Raw genomic sequence first — 20159 nt, 5'->3', positions numbered from 1 at the left:
CCGGAGGTCCGATGTTCGTAGAGGTCAACGGCGTGAAGCTGCGCGTCGACGTCCAGGGCGAGGGCAACGCCGTCCCCATCTACACGCACCACGGGGCGCCCGGCCTCGGGTCCCACGCGGAGCCCAAGCGCTCCTTCGGCCCCCTGGCGGACCGGTACCGCGTGGTCTCGTTCGACGCGCGCGGCTCCGGCGAGTCCGACGCCGTCCCGCCCTACTCGCACGCGCAGTGGGTGGCCGACCTCGACGCGCTGCGCGAGCGCTTCGGCGACGAGAGGATCGTCGTGGCCGGGGGCTCGTACGGCGGCTACATCGCGCTCGAGTACACGCTCGCCCACCCCGAACGCGTCACGCACCTGATCCTGCGCGACACCGCCGCGTCGCACCGCTTCGAGGACCTCGCGAAGCGGAACGCCCTCGCCCGCGCGGCCGAGTACCCCGACATCACCGAGGAGATGCTCGACAAGGTCTTCGGCGGACGCATCGAGAGCGACGACGAGCTCCGCCGCTGCTGGGCGGCGCTGGCCCCCCTCTACGACGCCAACACCACACCCGAGAAGGTCGCGCAGCGCATCGCCTCGGCGACGTTCCGCTACGAGACGCACAACTGGGCCTTCTCCCGCAACCTCCAGGGCTTCGACCTCACGGGGCGGCTGCACGAGATCCGTTGCCCCGTCCTCATCGTCGTCGGCCGCCACGACTGGATCACGCCAGTGGCGGCCTCCGAGGAGATCGCCGCGGGCATCCCGCACGCCCGCCTCGAGGTCTTCGAGAACTCCGGCCATTCCCCGCAGATCGAGGAGAGCGAGAGGTTCATCGCGGTGGTACGGGAGTTCCTGGCGAGCTGACGCGCCGGCACGGCGGCGCCCGGCGCGGCTTACACTGCGTCTCGCATGCCGAAGACCGACGAGAAGGGCGCCGCGGCGCCGGCTTCACGTCCCCTGCCCGAGGGCTACCTCGAGCTAGCCGGCGTGAGCGATGAGGCCGTCTCGTCCCGCACCGGCCGCACCTGGGCCGAGTGGGTGCGCTTCCTCGACGCGAAGGGCGCCTACGACCTCCCCCACGCCGAGATCGCCAAGCTGGCGCTCGCCGAGACCGGTAGCGGCTGGTGGTCGCAGTCGGTCGCCGTGGGCTACGAGCGAATCCGCGGGCTCCGCGCCGTCGGCCAGCGGCGCAGCGGCGAGTTCGAGGCCAACCGCAGCAAGACCTTCCCCGTGCCCGTGCAGCGCCTCTTCGCGGCGTTCGCAGACGACGAGGCCCGCTCACGCTGGCTGGGCTCGGACGTCACCGTCACCAAGGCGACACCCCACAGGTCGGTGCGCATGAGGTTGCCCGACGGCACGCCGGCCGAGGCCAACCTCGTCGCCAAGGGACCCGAGAAGTCCTCGGTACAGGTCCAGCAGGGCAAGCTGCCCTCGAAGGAAGCGGCCGAAGCCGCGAAGGCCGAGTGGGGCGCCCGCCTCAGCGAGCTCGCCGCGCTCCTGGGCTGAGGCGCGGAGGGATCCAGGCGTCGGGGCCGGCTCTCGTTCCGCGCACGCAAAGCGAGTAGAGTGTGCTCGGCATATTGGCCGTGCCCACCCCAGGACCAGGGGATGTAAGGCTCCCGTCAGGCGGGTTCTGCTGTCATCTGGTCGGTCGGGGGAACCAGACACAGATCCGACCAGGGGGGACCCGTATGAGAAAGCCGTTCCTGTGCCTCGTAGCTGCCCTCGCTTCATGCGCCCTCGCGGAGCACGACTTCGGCCTTCAACAGGAGGTCGACGAGTTCACCCGTGAGACGTCGTGCTCCCACCTGGTGATCAACTCCACGTACGACAGGTCAGGCATCAGCCTCTTCGCCGGCAGTGAGTACAGCGAACCGGTGATCGCCTTCACCCGGCATCTCGACAGCATCGCCGACTCGGTGTTCAACATGTTCATCGTGATGCCTGACGACCGCGTCTTCGTCCGGTTCCCGAGCACTGACGAGGTCTTCCAGTTCACCCCGGTCTCCACGGGAGTAGAAGACACTTACGAGGTCGCCCTCATCCAGGACCAGGACCTCATCTTCGCGGTACTCTCGTCACCCACGGAGATCCGAGTGAGGTTCGACGGCAGCAACGGCACCGCAGACTTCACCATCGACCACGATGTGATCCTGGCTCTGGCCGCGGGCTTCGGCAAGACGTGCCTTCGGTAGCGCTGACTCCGGCCCCAGGGCCCAGGTGCCCTTCCCGATCCGCTCCGTCATGATCGGGCTAGAGGGATAGTGCCTGTAGGAGCGTACCAACTGGCCTGAGAGCGCGGCCCCGTGACTCGGGGCCCATGCAACCGGGTCAGCCGTTCCTGAGCGACTCCGCCGCGACCAGTCCTCGAGCCCGCTCGGCGGGGCTGGCGCCGAGAACCTGCGCCCCAGCGCGACTAGCGAACCAGCGGCGCCCGGGGTCGTCAACCGTCACAGCCGAAGCCGCTGCCCCCACATAAGCTCCGGATGAAAACTTCGTGAGAAGGGGGGAGTGGAAGTCGGGTCGTGTCGTCGAACCCCTTCGGCCAAGGCGCAGTCCGAGCGGACGTTCCGGCGCAGCAGTGAGCTAGAGCGACCACGTTGCCTGTCGAGCGACCGCGTAGCCGCCCCGGACGCGCGGCCCCGTCGGCTCACCGCGGTCCTGGAGGCCGGGAGGTCCAACGACACAGAGGGATGCACGCAAGACGAGGGGCCCGCCCCAAGCGGGTTGAGCGATCTCACGCTTCGGAGGCCAGCATGTTCATCAGGAAGCTTCTTGTTGTCCTCGCCTTCGCCGCGCTCGCCGCGACCGCTGCGGCGCAGCCGGACTTCAACTACAACAGCGAGGGCGGCGACCGCACCCGTGTACGCCAGCAAATCGAGCTGACGATCCCCACCCGTGTCGCCCTGCACATCACGGACACGGACTTCGCGCTCGACCTCAACCACCTAGAAGGAGTAGGCGCCGGCTGCCGCATGGTGCCGAAGGGCGTCATGCCGAGCGACTACAACTCCCTCAGGAGATACGCGCTCGGCGGCCAGGTCGTGTCGATCTACCCCGCCGTGGTCCTGGACCAGAACGGCAACGTCGCCGAGGTCGATGGCACCTACCAGAAGGGCACGCTCGTCTGCAGGACCGAGTTCGTCGTCCAGAAGTTCGCCAACACCGGCTGGGAGCTCACCGCCGACGTCGACATGACGGAAGGCTCGGGCAAGTTCGGCATCCGTGACGACGCCCTCAAGGGCGGCGTCCCCGACGGTAGCGCCGAGTCGAACTACAGGCACCTCATCGGCGCCAGCGCCGACGGGCTCATCCTCGCCCACAGCGGCTCGCCCACCGGCGGCTGGCTCGACGACAAGATCGAGGAGCTGTTCTGGTTCGACGGCACCGAGACGCCGGGCGACAAGACCATCACCGTCACGTTCGTCCTCACCAGCAAGCCCTGACCGCTAGGGCCCGCCGCCGAGGCAGGACCTCGGCGGCGGGCCGCTTCACCGCGACCGTCGTTCCGACCGTCAGCCGCGCGACCGGCCCGCCTGCCGAGCTCGCGGCCGAGCCAGAGTGAGGCCATGAGGAGTCCGACTATCTTCATCAGGTCCGTCTCGATGTTCGTCGCTTGCTCCGTCCTCGCTTGGAGCCTCACGTGCGCGGACGCCCAGTCCGGCGTGGGCGTGAGCCCACCCCGGGCCCAGCTCGTCGCCGCCCCGGGGTCTCAGGTCACGAGCGTCGTAAACGTCGACAACCCCAGCCCCGGCACGCCGCTCGGCGTCTCCGTCGTCCTCAACGACGCCCTCATGGGCCCGAGCGGCCAGCTCATCTGGCTGGACCCGGGCAGCCATCCCAGGTCTTTGGCGCCTTGGCTCAGCGTGAACCCGCTCGAGTTCACGCTGGGCCCGGCGGCGGACCTCGCGGTCAGCTACACGGTCACGGTGCCGGAGGACGCCCCCGACGGGACGTACTGGACCGTCCTGTTCTTCGACTCCGCGGCCAGCGGCTCCGAGCAGGAGCCGGGGGCCGGCATAGGGGTCGTGACCCGGGTCCGCGTCGGACACTTCATCTACGTGGACGTCGGCGAGCCGACGCGAGAAGGCAGCATCGTCGGCCTCAGGTACGAGCCGGGGGTCGACGCACCGCCCGCGGTGCGGGTGCAGTTCAGCAACACCGGCACCGGGCTGCTGCGCATCACGGGATCCGTCGAGGTGCGCGACGCGACCGGCGGTCTCGTCGAGAGGGTCAGCGTCGCGGACGAGGCCTCCTTCCCCGGCGCGACGCACGACGTCGTGTTCCCCCTGTCGGCACCGCTGCCGACGGGCTCGTACACGCTGCTGGCCGACCTCGACTACGGCGGCGGCACGGTCCTGCTCGGCGAAGCGCTCGTGGAGGTGCCATGAACTGGCCCGCACTCGACCGACCCGCTACCCGCACCGTCCGCCGCGCCCTGGCCTCGCTCGCCCTGGTCGTGGCGGCGTCCACGGCGTCGGCGCAGGTCTCCGTGGGAGCCACGATCCCCGAGGCGGCCTCGCTGACGATCAGCCACGACCAGGTCGTCTTCGACCTGAGCCAGGCCGTCTACCCGCCGGCACGGTTCCCCGCCTACTACCTGCCGACCGACCCCGACCCGGCGACCGACCCGATGTCGTTCACGGTCTTCACGAACGTGAGCGGCTGGACGATCGTCGTCACCTTCAGCGGCCTCTACAACGAGCAGGAGAACGTGATCCTGCCCGCGGACCAGCTCGAGTACAGCCTGGACGGCGTGACGTGGCACGCCTTCGCGCCCGGCAGCAACAGGATCGTGGTGGGGCGCGGACCGACGGCGGTGCAGGAGACGTACCGGTTCGCAGTCCGGCTCCGGATCGACGGCACCGAGCCGCCCGGCAGGTACGTCGGGAGCCTCACGTTCAGCCTGAACTCCGACTGAATGCCCATGCTACGGGGGGCGATCGTCCTAGCTGCCGCGTGTGCGATGGGCGTCGCCGCGGCACAGGTGAGCGCGGTGGGGCCAGGGGTGGTCGACCCCGGGACCTTCGCCGCCATCGCCGTCAGCGCGGCCGCGCCGACCGAGCTCGTCGTCGCGGCGCCGCCCGGCTTCTCCGGGCCGCAGCGCGTGACGGTGGCCGCGGAGCGGACCGTCTTCTACCTGCACGTCGGTAGGTCGGTCGTGGCCGGCGACCACGTCGTCACGCTCACCGACGGCGAGGGACGCTCGACCGAGGTCGTCGTGACCGTCGCCAGGCGCACGGGTCTGGTGCTGGTCGCCCCGCAGGACGCCACCGTCGTCCGCGGCGAGGTCGTCGAGCATCGCATCGTGCTCGAGAACACGGGCAACGGGACCGAGGAGGTGAAGGTCTCGGTGCAGAGCCGGCTCCTGGACTCCGACCTCGACCTCGTCGTCGAGCTGGAGCCGGGAGAGGCGCGCTCGGTGTCTCTGGGTGCCTGGCCCGCGGACACCGTCGGCAGGGACGTCGCCGTCGTGACCGCGACGCCGGCGAGCGACCCGTCCCAGGAGAGGTTCGCGGTCGTCCGCACGGAGGTCCTGCCGTTCGCGGGAGCCGACGAGGTCACCGGACCGGTGATGGACTACGGCATCGAGCTGACGGGGGGCTACGGCAGCGCCGGCTACCTGGCCGGCCTCCGCGTGCTCCTGGGCGGCGACCTCTCCGGCTACGTGTCGGGAGGTGTGGACCTGTCGGCGGAGATGCGGCCCGAGCAGGGCTTGCGGGTGTCGGGCGGCGCGGTCCTCGCCGGCGACGACTGGCGGGCGGTGTACGCCGGAGGCCACCTGAACCACACCTTGTCGGTGACGGCCGGAGACCTGAGCGGGTTCGCGGGCGTGACCGAGTCGTCGACGACGCTCGGCGCCGTATTCCAGCCGGGCGACGCCTACTTCGCCGCCACCCAGACCTTCAGCGACCGCTCCGAGCAGCGGGTGGACGCCGGCTACCGCTTCCGCGTCTCCCCTGAGCTGGTGCTGATGCCGCTGGTCAGCGGGCTGAGGTCCGCCGCCGGCGCTGACGTCGACCTCTCGGCGGCCTTCGGGCTCACGGCGACCTTCGACACCTCGCCCCTCCTGGGCTTCGCGCGCCTAGAGGTGCCCTACCCTCTCGACCGGGGCTGGCGGGCCAACGCGGCGGTCGTGACGCGGACGACTGAGCCGATCGGCGGCCGCACCGACCTGGCCGCGAGCCCGGACGGGCTTATCGCCAACGTCACCGTGAACGAGAAGGTCCACCCGGAGGTGACGCTGAGGCAGAGGCTGTCCTACAGCGACTCGGCGTCCGTCTCGTTCGGCGTAGGCTACCGCCCCCTCGCCGAGCCCGTCGCCCTCGACGGGTACCTCGGCGCCACCTTCCGGGGCGGCGACGTGGGGCTGACCTATCAGCTCGCCGCGGCCTACCGGCCCAGCCCCTTCAGCGTCGAGGCTTCCGTCGTGGGCGACACGCTGACCACGGTCACCTACCGGGCGGGGCTGAGCTACGAGGACCGCGACTGGTCGGCGGGCGTGGGCTACCTCCACGACGAGGACGAGGACCGGCTCGACGCCACGCTCAGCGGGCACGGTGCCGGTTTCAGCGGCCGCGCGCGGTACCGCTACGACCTCAGGACCGGCCGGCACTCCGGCAGCCTGTCGCTCTCCTACCAGCCGGAGAGGCGGTACGTCCTGCGTGGGGGGCTGGAGCTGGGCGATGAGCTCACCTGGGAGCTGGCGCTCACGGCCATCGTGGACGGCGGCTTCGCTACACCGGAGCCGGTCGTGGAGGCGTTCGGCGGTCTCCGTACCGGCACCGTGAAGGGCGCGGTGTTCCGCGACCTCGACAGGGACGGCACCAGGGGCCCCGGCGAGCCCCCGGTCGCCGCCATGGTGCACGCCGGCCGGACGAGCACCAGCACGGACGAGAGCGGCAGTTACAGCCTCGCCCTCGCCGAGGGCTCGTACACGATCGGTCTCAGCGGGCTGCCGGCCACGCTCGGCATCGAGCGCGTCCTGCGGGTGGCGGTCACGGAGGGCTCTGTCACCGAGGTCGACGTCCCCGTCGTCGAGGTGGCCACCGCCGTGGTCACGGTGTTCTCGGACGACGACCGCGACGGGCTCCGCGCCTCGACGGAGCAGGCCGTGCCGGGCGTGGCCGTCACGTTCCGCGGAAGCTCCGGCGCCACGCGGACCGTCACGACGAACGAGCGTGGCGAGGCCGTCCTGCAGAACGCGGCACCGGGCACCTACACCGTGTACGTCGACGAGGCGTCGCTGCCGGAGTCGGTGGTGGCGACGACGCCCGCCCAGAGCCTCGAGCTGGCCGCGGGGCCGATCACCAGGCTCGAGCTGGGCGTCGCCGCTCGTCCGCGCGAGACCGTGCGAGCGTTCTCGAGCTCCGACCTGGCGCTCCTAGCGCGGCTCGGCCCGATGACCGCCCCGCCGGGCGCGGACGTGCTCGTCACCGCCGAGCTGCGGGGCGACTTCGATCCCGCCGCGGTCTACGTGGAGGCCGCACTTCCCGGCGGAGAGGCGATGGCCATGGCGCCGGTGGGCGACGGCGTCTACGAGGTGCGCGTGCCCGTCCCACCGGACGCACGCGGTGTGCTTCTGGTCACCGTCAGGGCGTCCGCCGCCGAGACGGTCCGCGAGCAGGTGTTGCCGCTCGTGGTCGCGGACGGCCCGCTCGCCACGCTCAGGATCTCGCCGGCCACCACGGGCCCCGGCGAGCCGCTCGTCGCGGAGGCCAGCTTCCTCAAGCTCGTGGGTGCTGCATCGATCGTGGTGGACGGCGTGACGCTCCCGCTTGCCGCCACCGACGACCCCTACGTCTTCCGCGCCGAGGTGACGGCCCCCGCGGCCCCCGGTGCTTACGACGTGGTCCTCCTCGGCGACGGCGAGCACTACGCCGAGAGCCGGTTCAGGGTCCAGTGAGGCGCTGGCCGGCGCGGTCCGCACAGCGAGCCCCGTTCGCCGCACGCTCAGTCGGTAGCCCTTAATCGGGATGCTGGCTATGGCCCCTGGAGGGACGGCTAGCGCGTCTCAGGCGGGCTGCCCCGGTGGCGAAGACGCCAAGTTGCCATCTCACTTCCGGGATAGTGACTGTAGGGTCCAAGAGGGGATACGGACCCTGGGGACCCGAGCACGCTCCAGGGCTGCCGAGCGCCGACCCGCCCGCCCCGCGCTCTACCAGCGACGGTTCGCCCACCCTTGCCTCATCACGTTCCACGGCTTACCTTGTTGCCAACGCACGTAGATAGCCCTCGACAGCCGCGTCGGCGCCATGACGCGTGGCGCGAGCCCAGGGCTTGGCGGACACGTCCGGTTTCGCGACCTGCTTCCGCCGTTAGGAGGTAGCGACCTGCATCTCGACCTGGAGCCGTCTCTAGCCTCGTGGCCCGGCAGGCCGGCGCAGCACCCGAGGCCGGCACGGGCCGGCGAAGCCTCGTGGCCCGCATGGGCTGGCAAGCGCACCGCTCGGAAGGGATGGGAGGACGTATGAGCCCTCTGCTAAGGTTCGACCCGTTGAAGCGTCGCATCACCCGCAGGTCTTTCCTCAAGTACTCCGGCGCCACGGCGGCCGCCGCGGCCCTGGGGCCGTCGCTGGCCAGGGCGCAGGGCGCCCAGAGCCTGCGCATCCTGCAGTGGAGCCACTTCGTGCCCGCCTACGACACCTGGTTCGACCAGTACGCCCGCGAGTGGGGCGCGGCGAACGGCGTGGACGTCGTCGTCGACCACATCAACCTGGCGGACCTGACGGCGACGGTGGCGGCCGAGATCTCCGCGGGGTCGGGCCACGACCTGATCGAGATCGTCGGGGCCGAGGCCGGCCAGTTCGAGCCCAGCCTGCTCTCGCTCAACGACGTGAACCAGGAGGCGCAGAGCCGCTTCGGCGAGCAGCTGCAGGTCGCCCGCAACTACTCGTACAACCCCGCCACCGACAACTTCTACAGCTTCTGCGTCGGCTGGACGATCGACCCGGCGAACTACCGGCGCAGCCTGTGGGAGGCCGCGGGCATGCCCGACGGGCCCACGACGTGGGAGGACCTCGTCACCATCGGCGGGCGCATCAGGGACGAGCAGGGCGTGCAGCTCGGCATCGGCCTGGCGCAGGAGATCGACTCGAACATGGCGCACCGGGCGATGCTCGCCTCGTTCGACGCCATGGTCCAGAACGAGGACGGCGAGGTCGTCCTCGACCAGGGCGACAACTTCGAGCGCGTGCTGGAGACCGTCCAGTTCATGCAGCGGCTCTACGAGGCGGCGATGACGCCGGAGGTGTTCGCGTGGAACGCGGCCTCGAACAACCAGGCGCTGATCGCCGGCCGGGCGTCGTACATCATGAACTCCATCTCCGCCTACCGGTCCTCGCAGGATGACGTGCCCGACATCGCTCAGGACGTCTTCTTCGGCCCGGCGCTGCAGGGCCCGCGCGGCACCGCCTGGGCGAACGCCCACGTGATCTACAACTACATCATCCCGAACCACGCCGAGAACCCCGACGCGGCCAAGCAGTTCATCCTCGACCTCGCCGAGAACTACGACCTGGCGATGTACCACTCGAAGCTCTACAACTCGCCGAGCTTCTTCGACTCGCCGATCAGCGGCAACGGCGACTACCCCGAGGTGGCGGGCGCGAGCACCTTCCGCGACCTGCACAACGCCTGGTTCGAGAACGACCCGTTCAAGCTCGAGAACGAGGCCGATGGCAAGCTGCGCCCGCTCATGAACGCCGTCGAGTGGACGACGAACGTCGGGCACCCTGGCGTGTGCAGCCCCGCCGTGGCGGAGGTCTACAACACGTTCATCATCCCGAACATGTTCGCGCGCGCCGTGCGCGGCGACGAGTCCCCCGAGGACTCGATCAGGACGGCGGCCGCGGAGGCCCGGGCCGTCTACGACGCCTGGCGTCAGCGCGGCCTGATCTGACGCACTGCACCGAGGCGGGCGGCGCGCCCGTGCGGCGCCGCCCGCCCCCTCGCTAGGAGGCGCGCCTGGGATGGCGAAGCTGACCGTACGCGACCTGCATACCCACTTCGGATCGGTGAGAGCCGTCGACGGCGTCAGCCTCGACGTCCGCGACGGCGAGTTCCTGGTGCTGCTGGGGGCCTCCGGCTCGGGCAAGACGACGCTGATGCGCACGATCGCCGGTCTCGAGAAGGCCACGAGCGGCGAGGTGGTCATCGGCGACAGGGTCGTCAACGGGCTGCCGCCCAACGACCGCAACATCGCGATGGTCTTCCAGAGCTACGCGCTCTACCCGCACAAGAGCGTGTTCAAGAACATCTCGTTCCCGCTCGAGGCGGTGAGGACCGACAAGGCGCGCATCAAGGAGCGCGTGGAGTGGGCGGCGAACCTCTTCGGGATCGGCCACCTGCTCCACCGCAAGCCGCGGATGCTCTCCGGCGGCGAGCGCCAGCGCGTGGCCCTCGCCCGCGCCCTCGTGCGCGAGCCGAACCTCTTCCTCCTCGACGAGCCGCTCTCGAACCTCGACGCCAAGCTCAGGCACCAGGCCCGCCACGAGCTGAAGAAGCTGCACGGCCGCATCGGCATCACGACGATCTACGTCACGCACGACCAGGTCGAGGCCATGGGCCTCGGCGAGCGCGTGGCCGTGATGAACTTCGGCAAGATCGAGCAGATCGGCCGGCCGAGCGACATATACCGCGAGCCGGCGAACACGTTCGTCGCGCGCTTCATGGGCTCGCCCGCCATGAACCTGATCCTCAAGGACGGCGAGGTCCTCGGCTTCCACCCCGAGAACTTCCTGCCTGTCGGCGAGTCGTTCCAGCCGGGGCCGGACGCGCTGCGCCTGCCGTTCGTCGCCTCCGGCCTCGAGGACCTCGGCGCCGACCTCCTCCTCTACGGCGAGGTACCCGGCGCCGACACCTCGCCGATGGGCGAGGCGAACGAGGTCATCGCCAAGCTGCCGGCGCGACTGGCTGGCGACCTGGAGGTGGGTCGCGAGCACGAGTTCTTCGTGCACCGGCGCTTCGTCAAGCGCTTCGACCCCCAGACGGGCCGGCGCGTCGACGCCCCGGCGGCGGCATGAGCGCCCAGGCCCCCGTCGCCGCCAGGCCGGCCGTCACGCACGACGAGCGCGCCCACGCCCGTCGCGAGTCCCTCCTCGCCGTCGGCATGCTCGCCCCCGCCGTGATCTTCATCCTCCTGCTCGTGGGCGTGCCGTTCGGGCTGGCGATCTACTACAGCCTCCACGACGTCACCACGGGCGGCACCGCCGTCAAGTGGGTGGGCCTGCGGCACTTCTCCGAGCTGCTCCGCGACCGCGTCTTCCTGCGCTCGCTGGCGAACACGCTGCTGTTCACGGTGAGCACGCTCGTCGCCGTGCTGGTCCTCGGCACGATCCTCGCCGAGCTCCTGATGCGCGAGTTCCGCGGGAAGTGGGTCGTGCGCTTCCTGATCCTCCTGCCCTGGACGGCGCCGGTGGCCCTCGGCCTCATCGGCTGGCTGTGGATGTTCGACTCGGTGTTCAGCCCCATCGACTGGCTGCTGCGCCAGGTGGGCCTGCTGGGCCACAGGGGCGCCGCGCTCGGCGCCCTGCCGAACCTCTACTGGCTCGGCGACCCGGTCCTCGCCAAGGTCTCGATAGTCCTGGTCAACGTCTGGCGCATCCTGCCGCTCGCCACGGTCATCGTCCTGGCGGGCCTCAACTCGATCCCTCGCGACGTCATCGAGCAGACGCGCGTCGACCGCGCCGGCTACTTCAGGCGCCTGTTCGACATCACGCTGCCGATGCTCTCCCCCATCCTCCTCGTCGCGGTCCTCTTCACCTTCGTCTTCACCTTCTCCGACATGATCGCCATCTTCATCCTCACGCGTGGCGGGCCCGCGAACATGACCCAGACCCTCGCCAGCCACGCCTTCTTCACCGGCATCCTCGGCGGCAACCTCGGCCGGGGCGCGGCCATCGCCCTGTTCCTGCTGCCGGTGCTGGCCGGCGTGAGCGCCGTGCTGCTCCGGCTGATCCGCCGCAGCGAGGTGATCTGATGGCGACCACCACCGCCGCGCTCCCCAGGAGGACAGGTCGCGGACGGGGCGTCGGACGTGTCGCCTCGCGCACGGCGTTCTACCTGGCCGTCGCGATCTTCACGCTGTTCGCGGCTCTGCCCTTCTACGTCATGCTCATCACGACGTTCAAGCAGAACCCGAACCTCTTCGATCCGAACGCGAACCCGTTCTGGTACGCGCAGGCGCCGACGTTCGACCACGTGAGGCTGCTCTTCGCCGACACGCTGTTCGTGCGCTGGCTCCTCAACTCGTTCATGGTCGGCGGGCTCGTCGTCGTGATCACGCTGCTGCTGGCCGTGCCGGCGGCGTACAGCCTGGCGCGCCTGGCGGGCAGCTGGGGCGAGGTGCTGGGCATCGGCATCTTCCTCACCTACCTCGTGCCGCCCACCCTTCTCTTCCTCCCCTTCGCCAAGGTGATCGCGGCGCTCGGCCTGCAGAACTCGATCTGGGCGCTGGTCGTCGCCTACCCGACGTTCACGGTGCCGTTCTGCACCTGGCTGATGATGGGCTTCTTCAAGGGCATACCGAAGGACATCGAGGAGCAGGCGATGGTCGACGGCTACTCCCGCATCGGCGCGTTCGTGCGCGCCGTGCTGCCGCTGGCCGTGCCCGGCATCCTCACGATCGTCGTGTTCGCGTTCACGCTGTCGACCAGCGAGTTCGTCTACGCCCTCACGTTCGTGCAGGACTCGGCCCAGAAGACCGTCTCGATCGGCGTGCCCACCGAGCTCGTGCGCGGCGACGTCTTCCGTTGGGGACCGCTCCTCGCGGGCGCGCTCATCGCCAGCATCCCCGTCGCCGTGCTCTACACGTTCTTCATCGACCACTTCGTGGCCGGCCTCACCGCCGTGGCCGGGGAGTGAGGGACCTGGGCTCGGCAGCCTAGGATCGGCCGGTGGACTTCGACACGCGGGTCGGCGCGTACGCGGTGATCGTCAGGGACGGGCAGGTCCTCCTCAGCCACTGGGTGCCGGACCCGAGCCAGCTCCACTACACCGCGGGGCTCGAGTCGGCGTGGACGCTGCCCGGCGGCGGCCTCGAGGCGGGCGAGGACCCGGAGGCGGCCGCGGTGCGCGAGGTGCTCGAGGAGACCGGCTACGTCATCGAGCTCGTCGACGTCCTGGGCACCCACAGCGACCACTTCAGGGCCGGCGACCTGGGACCCGGGCGTCCGCGCCGGCCCTTCCACTCCCTGCGGATCGTCTACGAGGGCCGCATCGTCGCCGGCGACCTCCGCGTCGAGGTGGACGGCTCGACCGACGACGTGCGCTGGTTCCCGCTCGACGAGGTGGGGTCGCTGCCGCACGTGCGCCTCGTCGACACCGGCATGCGCCTCTGGCGCCGCGGACGACTGCGAGCCGGCACCTCCTAGAGCCCGGCGGCGCGCCTGTAGTCTGTGCCGCGTGGCGGACCTCCACGCGCTCGAGCTGCTCGCGACCCTCGGCGCCCTCGTCACGGCCCTGCTGAGCGTGGTCCGCCCCGAGTCCCGTGCCCGCCTGGTGGCGTCCTCAGCGCTCGTCGGCGTCGGTGCCGCGGCGGCGCTCGTCGCGGGGCCGCGCGAGGAGATGTACGGCGTCTACGCCGTGTCGCTCCTGCTGGCCGCGGCGGCCTGGTCGGTGAGCCAGCGCGTGGCCGCCTCCCCGGTACGCGAGGTCTGGCGCGAGGGCCGCGGACGCGGCACCGAGCACGTCACGCCGCCCGAGAGCCCGTGGCGGTGGGTGGCACGGGTGGTGATGCTGGGCCTCGCCTTCGTTGCCGCCGCCGTCGCCTTCGGCATGTGGGAGGCGCCGTGGCCGGCGACGCTCGGCGCCGCGGGCTGGGGCCAGGCGACGCTCGGCGCCGTGGAGTAGGCGCGAGGGCCCTCAGCCCGCCAGCACCGCCGCCACGCTGCGCAGGTCTGCCACCAGCCGCTCGAACTCGGCGACCCTGTCCTCCTCGGTGGGGCGCCTGAGGACCGCGGAAGGGTGGACCGTCGAGGTCGCGTACGGGGCACGGTCGAACGCCACGGGCTGGCCGTGCTGCACCGACACCCGGTGCGACGGACCGAACAGCGCCTTCGCCGCCGTCGCCCCCATGGCCACGAGGACCGCGGGCGAGACGCGCGCGATCTCGGCGTCGAGCCACGGGATGCACGCCGCGATCTCCCAGCGGTTCGGCGTCTTGTGGATGCGCCGCTTGCCGCTCGGCTCCCACTTGAAGTGCTTGACGACGTTCGTGAGGTAGGCGTCCTCGCGCGCGATGCCCGCCTCCTCGAGGGCCTGGTCGAGCAGCCTGCCGGCGGGACCAACGAAGGGTCGGCCCCTCAGGTCCTCCTCGTCGCCGGGCACCTCGCCGACGAGCATCAGGCGCGCCCCGACCCGACCCTCGCCGAACACCGCCTGCGTGGCGTCCCTGTAGAGCGGGCAGCCGCGGCAGCCCTGCACGGCCTCGCGCATCGCGGCCAGGGTCGTGGTGCCCGGCATGAAGCGCTCGGCACCCGGGTACTCGGTCGCCCGCTCGTCCGCGGTGAGCCTCGCCATGCCGTCCGCCCTCCTCGGCCCACCTTGCGCGCTCTCCGCATCGGGAACGTTAAGGCTGGATGAAGCCCGTGCCCCGGGGGTTCCACATCCGGCTCAGGGAACGTCGGGCGGGAGGGGGCGCCACCAGGCGTGGCGACCGCCCGAGAGGAGGAGGGCTCATGGACGCGGACGCGATCGTCGAGCTGATGCGGAGGGAGCTCGCGGGGCTCGAGGTGCTCGAGCACGAGGGCGACAGGTTCTTCTACTACCGGCCGGAGGGGGCCGAGCCGGACCACAGGCTGCCGTTCGCGACCATCGTGACGCGCGACGACCAGCACGAGGGCGGCGTCGCGCGCCTCGACCGGCCGGGCGTGTTCCGCTTCAGCGTGGCCGCGGGGCCGGCGGAGTACGCAGCGCGGTTCGGCCCCGTGCCGGCGCCAAGGCCAGACTGGGGCGTGCTGGAGACGGGGCACGACCACGCCGCGCTGGACGTGCTCATGCCCCATCCGGTCTACGCGCCGATGGGCTGGGTGTGCGTCCTCAACCCGAGCGAGGCGACGTGGCGCGAGGTCTGGCCGCTCGTGGTGGGGGCGTACGAGACGGCGAGGCGCCGGCGGGAGGCCAGGGAGCGGCGGGGCGGCTGAGGGCTGCCGAAGCCTGCGAGCGGCGGGACCCCGCTGGACCGTTGCGGAGGCGCCCCGACTGCGGCCCGCGGCCGGCGCCGCGACCAACCCAGGTCCCCGGCCAGGCCGTCAGGCCTCGATGACGAGGGCCTCCAGCTCGCGCGGGTAGGTCGTGAGCATCTCGATGCCGGTCTCCGTGACGAGCACGGTGTCGGAGTGGCGGAAGCCGCCGAGACCGGGCACGTAGATGCCCGGCTCGACCGAGAGGACCATGCCGGGCTCGAGGACCGTGTCGTCGCCGACGTCGAGGAACGGGCTCTCGTGGATGCGCTGCCCGAGCCCGTGGCCCACGTGGTGGCGCCACTGCTCCCACAACCCCTCGCGGTCGTAGTACGCGCGCACCGCCCTGTCGACGTCGGCGGCGCGGGCGCCCGGACGGATCGCCTCGAACGCGGTCTCTTGCAGCGCCATCATGTGGCCGAAGTAGCGGCGCTGCTCGGCCGACGGCTCGCCGACGAACATCGTCCTCTCGAGCTCGGAGATGTAGCCCTGGGCGTCGGCCGAGGCCCCGGTGACGAGCGTCTGGCCCACCTCGAACGTGGCGTCGATGGTCATCGCGTGCGGCAGCGCGCCGTTCGGGCCGATCTGCCCGCGGTACACGGCCAGGGCGCCGTCGATCCAGCGGTTGAGCTTGCGGTACGCGCCGCGCCACTCGCGCATGCGCGCGGTGGCCTCCTTGCAGGCGCGGCCCACGACCTCGGTCTCGGTGAGGCCCGGGCGCGTGTACCGCTGCAGCAGCCGGTGCGCGTGGTCGCCCCACCAGGCGCTCTCGCGTATCAGCCTCAGCTCGGACTCGCTCTTCAGCGCCATCTGCCTGTCGACCTGCGGTGAGACGAGCGTCACCTCGAGCTGGCTCGAGAGCGGGTAGGGACGGAAGCCCATCACGACCGGGTAGCCGTCGTGGTCCGCGCCGACGCGCGCGACGCCCCGCGCCCTGAGGTGGTCGGCCAGCACCCGCAGAGGGTGCTTCTCGCCCGGGTACTCCGGGTAGGCGAGGACCTCCTCCACCTGGCAGGTCTGTTCCGCGTGCTCCCGCTCGAGCCGCGGCACCAGCAGCGTGCGGGCGCCGTCGCGCGTGATCGCGACGGCGATCGGCCGCTCGGTAGGGATGAAGACGAAACCGGCGTAGTACTGGACGTACTGCTCGTCGAACAGCACGACGGCGTCGAGGTCCCGAGGCACGAACTCGAACAGCCGCCGCGCCCGCTCCCGCCTCTCGGCGTCGGCGATCGGCGGGGCCGGGTCGAACGGCGGGGTCTCCTGGGCGCTGACGTCTGTCCTCATGAGGGAGAAGCGTACCGCGCCGCGACCGGCTCGGTCGCCCGCCGTGGGCGCCGGCGCGCCGCGACCCAGGCGCTGGAGGGCAGGGGCCTCGCCCGGCGCTCCGCCTGCTAGCGGGCCGCGCCAGGGCCGCTGCGCCCGCCGCGCCGCACGTCGTTCGCGAGAATCTGATATCAAAGGGCGTTCAAGCACGCAGTCAGCTTGGGAGGTGGTCCATATGCGCGGTTTCCCGAAGGCAGTGCTCGTGCTCGCGTTGCTCCTGGGCGGGTCGGCGCTCGCTCAAGAGACGTTCCGGATCGCGATCGGCGTCGACGCCGACTCGCTCGACCCGGTCCAGGGCACCACCACGACGATCGACAACATCGTCGACTACATGGCGCAGACGCTGATCGGCATCGACGAGAACGGCGCGCTGGTGCCGGTGCTCGCGACCGAGTGGACGACCTCCGCTGACGGCCTGACCATGGACCTCACGCTGCGCGAGGGCGTGACGTTCCACGACGGCACGCCTTTCGACGCCGAGGCCGTCGTGTGGAACTTCGAGCGCCTCCTCGACCCGAACGTGAACGTGCCGCGGCGCGGCCCCTACGCGCCCATCGAGAGCGTCGAGGCCGTCGACGACCTGCACGTCAGGCTCCACCTCACGCAGCCTTCCCCGTACATGGCCGGCGCCCTCACGCAGACGACGGCGGCCATCATCTCGCCGGCCTCCGTCGACATGGAGGGCAACTCGTACGAGAACATCACGCACCCCGTCGGCACGGGCCCCTACGCGTTCGAGTCCCGGGCCCTCGGCGAGCGGATCGTCGTGAGGCGCTTCGAGGACTACTGGGGCGAGGCGCCCTACTACGACGAGGTCGTGTTCCAGATCGTCCCCGAGGCCACGACGCGCGAGAGCCTGCTCCTCGCCGGCCAGGTGGACATGATCATCCTGCCGCCGGCGTCCGACATCCCGGCTCTCGACGCGAACCCGGCGGTCGAGGTCGTGTTCGGCCCCAGCGACAGGACGATCTTCATCGCGATCAACACGACCAAGCCGCCCCTCGACGACAAGCGCGTGCGTCAGGCCCTCAACTACGCCGTCGACAAGGAGGCGATCGTCCAGGGCATCCTCTTCGGCGCCGCCGACGTCATGGACTCCCCGATGGCGCCTAGCCTCTTCGGCTACACGTCGATAGGCGCCTACGAGTACGACCCGGAGCGGGCCCGCGAGCTGCTCGCGGAGGCGGGCGTCGAGCCGGGCGAGCTCACGCTCGACTTCATGTCGCCCACCGGCCGCTACGTGCAGGACTTCCCCGCGTCCCAAGCGATCGCGAACTACCTCGCCGACGTCGGCATCACCGCGAACGTGCGCACCACGGACTGGCCCACGTACGTCGGCACGATCACGCAGGGCGCCGAGTCGAACGAGACGCAGCTCCACCTGCTCGGCTGGGCGCCGGCGTACCTCGACGCCTCGCAGCAGATGCTGCAGTTCCAGCAGTCGCAGCACCCGCCGGCCGGCCTGGCCACGTCGTTCTACACGAACCCCGAGGTCGAGGAGCTCATCGCGCAGGCGAACTCCACCGTGGACGAGGCGCAGCGCGCCGACCTCTACGGACAGGCCGCGCGCCTGATCTGGGACGACGCCCCCTGGATCTTCCTGTGGGTGCAGCGGTTCCCGATCGTGCACTCGGCCGACGTGACGAACGTCTCCGGCCTGCCGAACGAGAAGTTCTACGCCATCTACGCGCGGCCGGCCGACTGAGGTCGCCAGCGGGGCGCGGGGTCATCCTCCCGCGCCCCGCTCTCGCCGCCGCCTGATCGGCGCGAGGGCGCGGTTCTGAGGTCCAGTTGACGTCCTACCTGCTCCAGCGGCTCGTCGGCGTGGCGGTGACGGTCCTCTTCGTCGCCGTCACCGTCTTCTTGATGGTGCGGCTGCTGCCGGGCGACCCCGCCAGGGTCATAGCCGGGGTGCTGGCGTCCCAGCAGGACGTCGAGCGCCTGCGCACGCGGCTGGGGCTGGACCAGCCACTGTGGCGCCAGGGCGTGATCTTCCTCGGCGACCTGGTGCAGGGCGACCTCGGCACGTCGGCGCGCACCTCGAACAGCGTGACCGTCGAGATCGGCGCCCGCTTCCCCGCCACGCTGACGCTCGCCTTCGCCAGCACGGTGCTCGCCGTGGCGATCGGCGTGCCGCTGGGCACCTTCGCCGCGGTGCGGGCGGGCCGCCTGGCCGACCTGCTCGTCTCGACCGTGGTGCTCTTCGGCATCAGCATGCCCGTCTACTGGCTGGGCCTGATGCTGATCATCGTCTTCTCGATACGCCTGCGCTGGCTGCCGGCGGCCGGCGCCGAGGGGCCGCTCTCGCTGGTGCTGCCGGCGGCCACGCTGGCGTTCTTCTCGATGGCGTTCATCGCCCGCATCACGCGCTCGAGCATGCTCGAGGTACTGCACCAGGACTACATCAGGACCGCTGTGGCCAAGGGCTCGACGGAGCGCTCCGTGGTGTGGCGGCACGCCCTGCGCAACGCCCTCGCCCCCGTCGTCACGGTCATAGGCCTCCAGTTCGGCGAGCTGCTCGGCGGCGCGATCCTCACCGAGACCGTCTTCGCCTGGCCCGGCCTGGGACGCCTGCTGGTGGACTCGATCTTCGCCCGCGACTACCCCACGGTACAGGGCCTCGTCATCGTGTTCGCGCTCCTCTTCGCGCTGGTGAACCTGGCCGTCGACCTGTTCTACGGGGTCATCGACCCCAGGGTGCGCTATGGCTAGGGCCGCCTCGCCCCTGCCGCGCCACCGCCGGGCGGCTCGCGCCGCGAGGCTAGGCGATGGCTGAGAGCGCGGCCATCGGGGCCTTCGAGGAGGCGCGTCCCGCGGCCTCGCTCGGCGCCGAGACGCTCCGCCGCCTGCTCCGCAGCCCCAGCGCCGTCACCGGCGCCGTGCTGGTGGCGCTCCTCGTCCTCGCCGGCGTGCTCGCCCCGGTGCTCACGCCGTGGGACCCCGTGCGTCAGGACCTCCGCGCCGTCCTGCAGGCGCCGTCCCTGCAGCACCCGCTCGGCACCGACCAGCTCGGCAGGGACATCCTGGCCCGAATCCTCTTCGGCGCGCGCCTGACCCTGTTCATCGGGGCCATCGCCGTGGGCGTCGGCCTCGTGGTGGGGGTGCCGCTGGGCGTGGTGTCCGGGTTCTACCGGGGCACGGTCGACCTGGTGATCCAGCGCGTCATGGACCTGATGCTCTCGTTCACGACGTTCCTGCTCGCCCTCACGCTGGTGGCGCTGCTCGGCGTGGGGCTCACGAACGTGATCGTGGCCGTGGGCATCTCGACGATCCCACGCTTCGCCCGGCTGGTGCGGAGCTCCGTGTTGTCGATCCGCGAGGTCAGCTACATAGAGGCCTCCATGGCGCTCGGCGCTCCGGGACGGCGCGTGCTGTGGCGGCACGTGCTGCCCAACGCCCTCGCGCCGGTGATCGTGCAGGCGACCCTCAGCATGGGCTCGACGATCCTCACCGCCGCGGGCCTGGGGTTCCTCGGCCTCGGCGTCCAGCCGCCGACCCCCGAGTGGGGCGCGATGCTCGGCGAGGGCCGCAACTACATCTTCACGCAGGCGTCCGTCACCACGTTCCCCGGCTTGGCCATCTTCCTGGCGGTAATAGGCTTCAACCTACTGGGCGACGGCCTGCGCGACGCGCTCGACCCGCAGCTCCGCGGCAGGCGCTGACGCGGGCGAGC

The 20159-nt window shown here is 71.1% G+C and carries 19 protein-coding genes; 17 read left to right on the top strand and 2 right to left on the bottom strand.

Annotated features, from left to right (window positions below):
• Positions 1-11: 11 nt before the first annotated feature.
• The 13 genes from VF202_06465 to VF202_06405 all read left to right on the top strand — a co-directional run bounded on the left by VF202_06465 (position 12) and on the right by VF202_06405 (position 13832).
• Positions 12-845: an alpha/beta hydrolase gene (locus VF202_06465; GenBank protein ID HEX7039734.1), complete on the top strand. Its 834-nt coding sequence runs from the start codon at positions 12-14 to the stop codon at positions 843-845.
• 45 nt (positions 846-890) lie between these two features.
• On the top strand, positions 891-1487 hold the full coding sequence (locus tag VF202_06460; GenBank protein ID HEX7039733.1) for a hypothetical protein: 597 nt from the start codon (positions 891-893) through the stop codon (positions 1485-1487).
• Between the two features lie 185 nt (positions 1488-1672).
• Positions 1673-2176 (top strand): hypothetical protein, encoded by a 504-nt coding sequence (locus VF202_06455; GenBank protein ID HEX7039732.1) that lies wholly within the window; start codon positions 1673-1675, stop codon positions 2174-2176.
• A 561-nt stretch (positions 2177-2737) separates the two neighbouring features.
• A complete protein-coding gene (locus VF202_06450) occupies positions 2738-3427 on the top strand; it encodes a hypothetical protein (GenBank protein ID HEX7039731.1) in 690 nt (229 codons plus the stop codon).
• Positions 3428-3550: 123 nt separating this feature from the next.
• Positions 3551-4372 carry a hypothetical protein gene (locus VF202_06445; protein HEX7039730.1) on the top strand — a complete coding sequence of 274 codons (822 nt, stop codon included), beginning with the start codon at positions 3551-3553 and terminating at the stop codon, positions 4370-4372.
• Complete coding sequence (locus VF202_06440; GenBank protein ID HEX7039729.1) at positions 4369-4902, top strand: hypothetical protein; 534 nt, start codon at positions 4369-4371, stop codon at positions 4900-4902. Before VF202_06445 ends, VF202_06440 begins: the two co-directional genes overlap by 4 nt.
• Positions 4903-7887, top strand: a complete 2985-nt coding sequence (locus tag VF202_06435) for an SdrD B-like domain-containing protein (protein HEX7039728.1) — start codon at positions 4903-4905, stop codon at positions 7885-7887.
• Between the two features lie 564 nt (positions 7888-8451).
• The gene (locus VF202_06430; protein ID HEX7039727.1) at positions 8452-9882 is read left to right on the top strand and encodes an ABC transporter substrate-binding protein; all 1431 of its coding nucleotides are present in this window, start codon (positions 8452-8454) and stop codon (positions 9880-9882) included.
• Positions 9883-9952: 70 nt separating this feature from the next.
• On the top strand, positions 9953-11005 hold the full coding sequence (locus VF202_06425; GenBank protein ID HEX7039726.1) for an ABC transporter ATP-binding protein: 1053 nt from the start codon (positions 9953-9955) through the stop codon (positions 11003-11005).
• Positions 11002-11961 (top strand): sugar ABC transporter permease, encoded by a 960-nt coding sequence (locus VF202_06420; protein HEX7039725.1) that lies wholly within the window; start codon positions 11002-11004, stop codon positions 11959-11961. The genes VF202_06425 and VF202_06420 overlap by 4 nt, the downstream gene beginning before the upstream one ends.
• On the top strand, positions 11961-12845 hold the full coding sequence (locus tag VF202_06415; GenBank protein HEX7039724.1) for a carbohydrate ABC transporter permease: 885 nt from the start codon (positions 11961-11963) through the stop codon (positions 12843-12845). The genes VF202_06420 and VF202_06415 overlap by 1 nt, the downstream gene beginning before the upstream one ends.
• Positions 12846-12877: 32 nt before the next feature.
• A complete protein-coding gene (locus tag VF202_06410) occupies positions 12878-13354 on the top strand; it encodes an NUDIX domain-containing protein (GenBank protein HEX7039723.1) in 477 nt (158 codons plus the stop codon).
• Positions 13355-13385: 31 nt separating this feature from the next.
• Positions 13386-13832 (top strand): hypothetical protein, encoded by a 447-nt coding sequence (locus VF202_06405; protein HEX7039722.1) that lies wholly within the window; start codon positions 13386-13388, stop codon positions 13830-13832.
• A gap of 12 nt (positions 13833-13844) precedes the next feature.
• On the opposite strand, the gene VF202_06400 is transcribed toward VF202_06405, so the two are convergent.
• Positions 13845-14501, bottom strand: a complete 657-nt coding sequence (locus VF202_06400; GenBank protein HEX7039721.1) for a UdgX family uracil-DNA binding protein — start codon at positions 14499-14501, stop codon at positions 13845-13847.
• Between the two features lie 158 nt (positions 14502-14659).
• On the opposite strand from VF202_06400, the gene VF202_06395 reads away from it, so the two are divergent.
• Positions 14660-15124, top strand: a complete 465-nt coding sequence (locus VF202_06395; protein ID HEX7039720.1) for a DUF6194 family protein — start codon at positions 14660-14662, stop codon at positions 15122-15124.
• Between the two features lie 108 nt (positions 15125-15232).
• Here VF202_06395 and VF202_06390 read toward each other — a convergent pair whose 3' ends face one another.
• Positions 15233-16447, bottom strand: coding sequence for a Xaa-Pro peptidase family protein (locus VF202_06390; protein HEX7039719.1), 1215 nt, complete (start codon positions 16445-16447; stop codon positions 15233-15235).
• A 241-nt stretch (positions 16448-16688) separates the two neighbouring features.
• Between VF202_06390 and VF202_06385 the strand changes: the two genes are divergently transcribed.
• The 3 genes from VF202_06385 to VF202_06375 all read left to right on the top strand — a co-directional run bounded on the left by VF202_06385 (position 16689) and on the right by VF202_06375 (position 20148).
• Positions 16689-18191: an ABC transporter substrate-binding protein gene (locus tag VF202_06385; GenBank protein HEX7039718.1), complete on the top strand. Its 1503-nt coding sequence runs from the start codon at positions 16689-16691 to the stop codon at positions 18189-18191.
• An 86-nt stretch (positions 18192-18277) separates the two neighbouring features.
• Positions 18278-19198, top strand: a complete 921-nt coding sequence (locus VF202_06380; GenBank protein ID HEX7039717.1) for an ABC transporter permease — start codon at positions 18278-18280, stop codon at positions 19196-19198.
• A 56-nt stretch (positions 19199-19254) separates the two neighbouring features.
• Positions 19255-20148 carry an ABC transporter permease gene (locus tag VF202_06375; GenBank protein HEX7039716.1) on the top strand — a complete coding sequence of 298 codons (894 nt, stop codon included), beginning with the start codon at positions 19255-19257 and terminating at the stop codon, positions 20146-20148.
• Positions 20149-20159: the final 11 nt, after the last annotated feature.

Source organism: Trueperaceae bacterium, from assembly GCA_036381035.1.
GTDB lineage: Bacteria > Deinococcota > Deinococci > Deinococcales > Trueperaceae > DASRWD01.
Note: the sequence above shows the minus strand (reverse complement) of the source record. Positions and strands in the feature narration are given on the sequence as shown.